The organism is Paenibacillus sp. 01T442, assembly GCF_056398345.1.
The window spans coordinates 1-2,826 of record NZ_JBFTPF010000173.1 but is presented as its reverse complement, the minus strand read 5'-3'; the positions used below and the strand labels follow the sequence as shown (position 1 = coordinate 2,826).

At 45.2% G+C, this 2,826-nt stretch carries 3 protein-coding genes; 2 read left to right on the top strand and 1 reads right to left on the bottom strand.

Going from position 1 to position 2,826, the window contains the following annotated elements:
- Together bshC and AC1DLM_RS35095 are read left to right on the top strand one after the other, a co-directional pair.
- Nucleotides 1–586 (top strand): bacillithiol biosynthesis protein BshC (gene bshC, locus AC1DLM_RS35100; RefSeq protein ID WP_477572590.1); only part of this gene is annotated, 586 nt, incomplete at its 5' end.
- 11 nt (nt 587–597) lie between these two features.
- Complete coding sequence (locus AC1DLM_RS35095; protein ID WP_477572589.1) at nt 598–1,860, top strand: adenosylhomocysteinase; 1,263 nt, start codon at nt 598–600, stop codon at nt 1,858–1,860.
- Between the two features lie 703 nt (nt 1,861–2,563).
- Here AC1DLM_RS35095 and AC1DLM_RS35090 read toward each other — a convergent pair.
- Nucleotides 2,564–2,716, bottom strand: a complete 153-nt coding sequence (locus tag AC1DLM_RS35090) for a hypothetical protein (protein ID WP_477572588.1) — start codon at nt 2,714–2,716, stop codon at nt 2,564–2,566.
- Between the last annotated feature and the right edge of the window lie 110 nt (nt 2,717–2,826).

Genomic DNA, 2,826 nt, shown 5'->3' with positions numbered 1-2,826 from the left:
TCTGGCGACAGTGCTAGGCCCAGGGGAAATTGCTTACTGGGCGCTGACGAAGCAAGCGTTCGAACATTTTCATATGCGTATGCCGATTGTGGTGCCGCGCTTGGAGTTTACTTTGATTGAGGGCACGATAAAGAAACAGATGGACAAATATGAGCTTACTTTGACAGACGTTCTGGAACGCTTTGATGAGAAGAAACAAGCGTGGTTGGATGCGCAAGATACACTTCAGCTCAACGAACGGTTTGAAACTGTTAAGGAGTCATTCCTTAGCGCCTACGCTCCCCTTGTGGAGTCTCTCAGTGGTATTAATCCTGGTGTCAAAAAACTCGGTGATACAAATCTGGCTAAAATCGTGGAACAAATCGATTATTTGCATCATAAGGCAAGCGAAGCGTCACATACGCAATTCGATGCAGCGATCCGGCAGTTGGACCGTGTTCGACTAACTATTTTTCCGTTAGCCAAGCCCCAAGAAAGAGTGTATAATGGGTGTGCTTATCTGAATCGTTATGGGAATGCTTGGCTGCATCATTTACTTGAGACGCCAATACCTGTTGACGGCATGCATCGTATCTATTATTTGTAGGAGGAACGAAGATGACAACTGCAACAAACAGTATTGTAACTGACATGGCGTTAGCGCCGGATGGTCATTTGAAAATTGATTGGGTTCAGGCGCACATGCCTGTTTTGAATCGAATTCGTGAGCAATTTGAGAAAGAACAGCCTTTCAAAGGTTTGAAAGTAACAATCTCCTTGCATTTGGAAGCTAAAACAGCCTACTTAGCGAAGGTTGTTAAAGCTGGTGGAGCTGAAGTTACGATCACGGGTAGTAACCCGCTTTCCACGCAAGATGATGTATGTGCGGCACTTGTTGAAGATGGAATCACAGTATTTGCCAAATACAACCCGAGTCCAGAAGAATACAAAGAGCTTCTTGTTAAATCATTGGAATCCAAACCAGATCTCATTATTGATGACGGTGGCGACTTAGTCTCACTTCTTCACTCCGAGCGTAAGGATTTGGCTATAAATGTGCGCGGTGGTGCGGAAGAAACGACAACGGGTATTCTTCGTTTGAAAGCGATGKAAAAAGACGGGAAACTCGGTTTCCCGATGGTTGCTGTTAACGATGCTTACTGTAAATACTTGTTTGATAACCGATACGGAACAGGCCAATCCGTATGGGATGGCATCAACCGTACAACAAACTTGGTGGTTGCAGGTAAAACTGTCGTTGTAGTTGGCTACGGCTGGTGTGGTAAGGGTGTGGCTATGCGCGCTAAAGGCTTAGGCGCTAACGTAATCGTTACTGAAATCGATGCGATTAAAGGCGTTGAAGCGTATATGGATGGTTTCGCAGTTATGCCAATGATCGAAGCTGCGAAATTGGGTGATTTCTTCGTTACGGTTACAGGTAATCGCGATGTTATCCGTGGCGAACACTACAAAGTGATGAAAGATGGCGCGATTCTATCGAACGCGGGTCACTTTGATGTTGAAGTGAACAAACCTGAGCTAGAGGCGTTGTCTTCCTCCAAGCGTACAGTTCGACGTAACATTGAAGAATATCAATTAACAGATGGTCGCAAAGTGTATATCTTAGCTGAAGGCCGCTTAGTTAACCTAGCTGCTGGGGATGGTCATCCGGCTGAAATCATGGATATGACATTTGCGCTTCAAGCGATGTCCTTGAAATATGTGAACGATTCCTACCAATCCCTTGGAAATACAGTTGTCAATGTTCCTTATGTATTGGATGAGCAAGTTGCTCGCTTCAAGCTCGAATCGCTAGGTACGAGTGTAGATGTTCTCTCAGATGAGCAAAAAGCTTACCTAGACAGCTGGGATGAGCACTAGAATATTTAATGATGTGATATGAAGTGTGAAGTGATGATGATGCCCTTTGATCCACTGATGTGGATTGGAGGGCATTTTGGTTTGAGTTTGTTGGTGAGGGAAATCTGATGTTACAAGGGGAGTCTGGTGGGTGGGGGAATTAACTACATGAAATACTTTAATCGAGTAAGACTACTGTATGTTTGGCTCATTAACTTCATTAACTCATTAACTAATCACTAACCAACGGACCGCCCCCACGAGCGCTCACTCACAAATTGACTCACAAACCAAATCACAAACCAACGAACGAACCCGACTCACAACTCGACTCCCGGACTGATTTATGAACCGACCAACGTACCGATCCACGACTCGACCCGCGGACTGACTTACGAACCGGCCAACAAATCGCCCGACAAGCTCGCCCGCCAACCCGCGAACTAGTGTCATTTGGTCCTTTATTGTGGTTGGGGGTAAGTGATAGTTTGTTAGGGATGATCGGGGTCCAGGAGCAAATAGATGGAAATTGTACAGTTAATTTAGCTAGAATGGGCTGATTGACATGTTTAACTGGATTTTCTGTAGGTAATATCAGGGATTTTCGGCGATTTGAGCAATTGAGGGGAATTTAACTACATGAAATACATCTAAACCGAAAATTTGGAGATTTTCTTCTGAAATAGCTGTATGTTTTCCAGTTAAATATTGTGCAAAGTGCAATTCATGCCCCGCCAACCCTGCTAATCTGACAGATCATACCAATCCAGGTTATTACTAGCGGTTGTAGCCCCGCAAGCCCCGCAAGCCCCGCAAGCCCCGCAAGCCCCACAAATACTCTCAAATACCCAGCAATCCGCAGCCAATGACCGCTCAAACCTCACTCCGATCACACAACCATTCCACCAATCGCAAAAATCTTTAGCACTTTTTCACCGTCTGCGTTGTTTCCATGCAACTTTCGTGTATAGCATTCCGTTTGAAGGG